The sequence below is a fragment of the Hydrogenimonas sp. genome, from assembly GCF_029933015.1.
Classification (GTDB): Bacteria; Campylobacterota; Campylobacteria; order Campylobacterales; family Hydrogenimonadaceae; genus Hydrogenimonas.
Window position 1 is genome coordinate 1 of the sequence record NZ_JAOZOZ010000182.1, and the last position, 1,096, is coordinate 1,096.

The following is a 1,096-nucleotide window of genomic DNA, read 5'->3' on the forward strand; positions in this document are numbered from 1 at the left end:
GAAACGCCGGCCGAAACCTCCGCCTTTGGCGAACCCGCGGCCCATGCCTCTTCCCATACCCGGACCCCTCTCTTCGAAACGTCCGGGGAATTCAGGTTCGATGTCGGCAAATGTTTCGTCTCCGAAAGTACCGTTCATGCGGCGGCGAAGGCCTTTTCCGGCGCCTTGGAAATTTCCGCCGAAACCTCTTCCGGCTCCCCGGCCCATACCGCGGCCGAAACCGCACCTTCCGTTTCCGTTTTGTCCAAATCCTTTTCTCATGACATATCTCCTTTTTTCAATTTTTCGAGTATCTCTTCGATACTTCCTGTCGCCTCGACGGGCCGGATACCCGCCTCCAGCAGATTCTGCCGCATCCCTTCGCCGATCGTGGCGGCGACGAAGATGTCGGCCCCTTTTTTCGCGAGAAACTCGGGGATGATGCGTCCCGTCCCCAGGTGCCTCGCACCTTCGTTCATCTTGCCCAGCTCGATTCCCTCGTCACGGATGCGCCGCAACACGGGGTTTTCCGCCGTCTCCATCTTTTCGCCTTCCGGCAACCGGTAGAAAACGATCTTTTTGGCCAGGGCGATGTGGCGTGAAACCGTTCTTTCGTTAGCCGTCACGATCGCCACGATACGTTTTTTCATCTTCTTCCTTTATCATCAGTATCTTGCCGTGCAACAATGCGTCGGCCACCTTTTTGTGGGCACTCTGGAGGATGCGGGAAAAGGTGGATCGGGATATACCCATCCGCTCCGCACACGCTTCCTGATAGAGCCCCTCGAAATCGGCGAGTCTCAGGGCTTCGAGTTCGTCGTGCCCCAGGACGACGCGTTCGAGCATCGACCCGCGCTTGCCGCACGGCTTGTAGCAGACGGTCTCCGGCTCGAATCCGATCTGCCGTTTCTGCCGCTTCCTGCCCCGTCCGTTCATGGGCGACTCCTTTGTATTTTGGGAATATGATCATATTCTTTTCGCATTATAATGCACATATGTCCATTTTGTCAACCCTTGACATTTTCAGCCAAATCGTCATATCATTCGCTTTAAAAGCCTATAATGCAAATCATAAAGCGGACTAACTATCCAGTTATTTCGTCAATGTTTAATCTTT

3 protein-coding genes are annotated in these 1,096 nt (G+C 54.2%); all 3 read right to left on the reverse strand.

Annotated elements, in window-relative coordinates; all coding sequences use genetic code 11:
• The coding region (locus tag Q1K23_RS08980; protein ID WP_300363977.1) for a hypothetical protein at positions 1-261 on the reverse strand (261 nt) is incomplete at its 3' end.
• Entirely contained in the window at positions 258-629 is a 372-nt protein-coding gene (locus Q1K23_RS08985) for a NifB/NifX family molybdenum-iron cluster-binding protein (protein WP_300363978.1), read from the reverse strand. The genes Q1K23_RS08985 and Q1K23_RS08980, both read right to left, overlap by 4 nt.
• The gene (locus Q1K23_RS08990) at positions 595-915 is read right to left on the reverse strand and encodes a DUF134 domain-containing protein (protein ID WP_300363979.1); all 321 of its coding nucleotides are present in this window, start codon (positions 913-915) and stop codon (positions 595-597) included. Before Q1K23_RS08990 ends, Q1K23_RS08985 begins: the two co-directional genes overlap by 35 nt.
• Positions 916-1,096: the final 181 nt, after the last annotated feature.

Excerpts from the sequence above, each read along its gene's own strand:
- Q1K23_RS08990 (WP_300363979.1), bottom strand. The coding sequence starts at position 915 with ATGAACGGACGGGGCAGGAAGCGGCAGAAACGGCAGATCGGATTCGAG.
- Q1K23_RS08985 (WP_300363978.1), bottom strand. The coding sequence starts at position 629 with ATGAAAAAACGTATCGTGGCGATCGTGACGGCTAACGAAAGAACGGTT.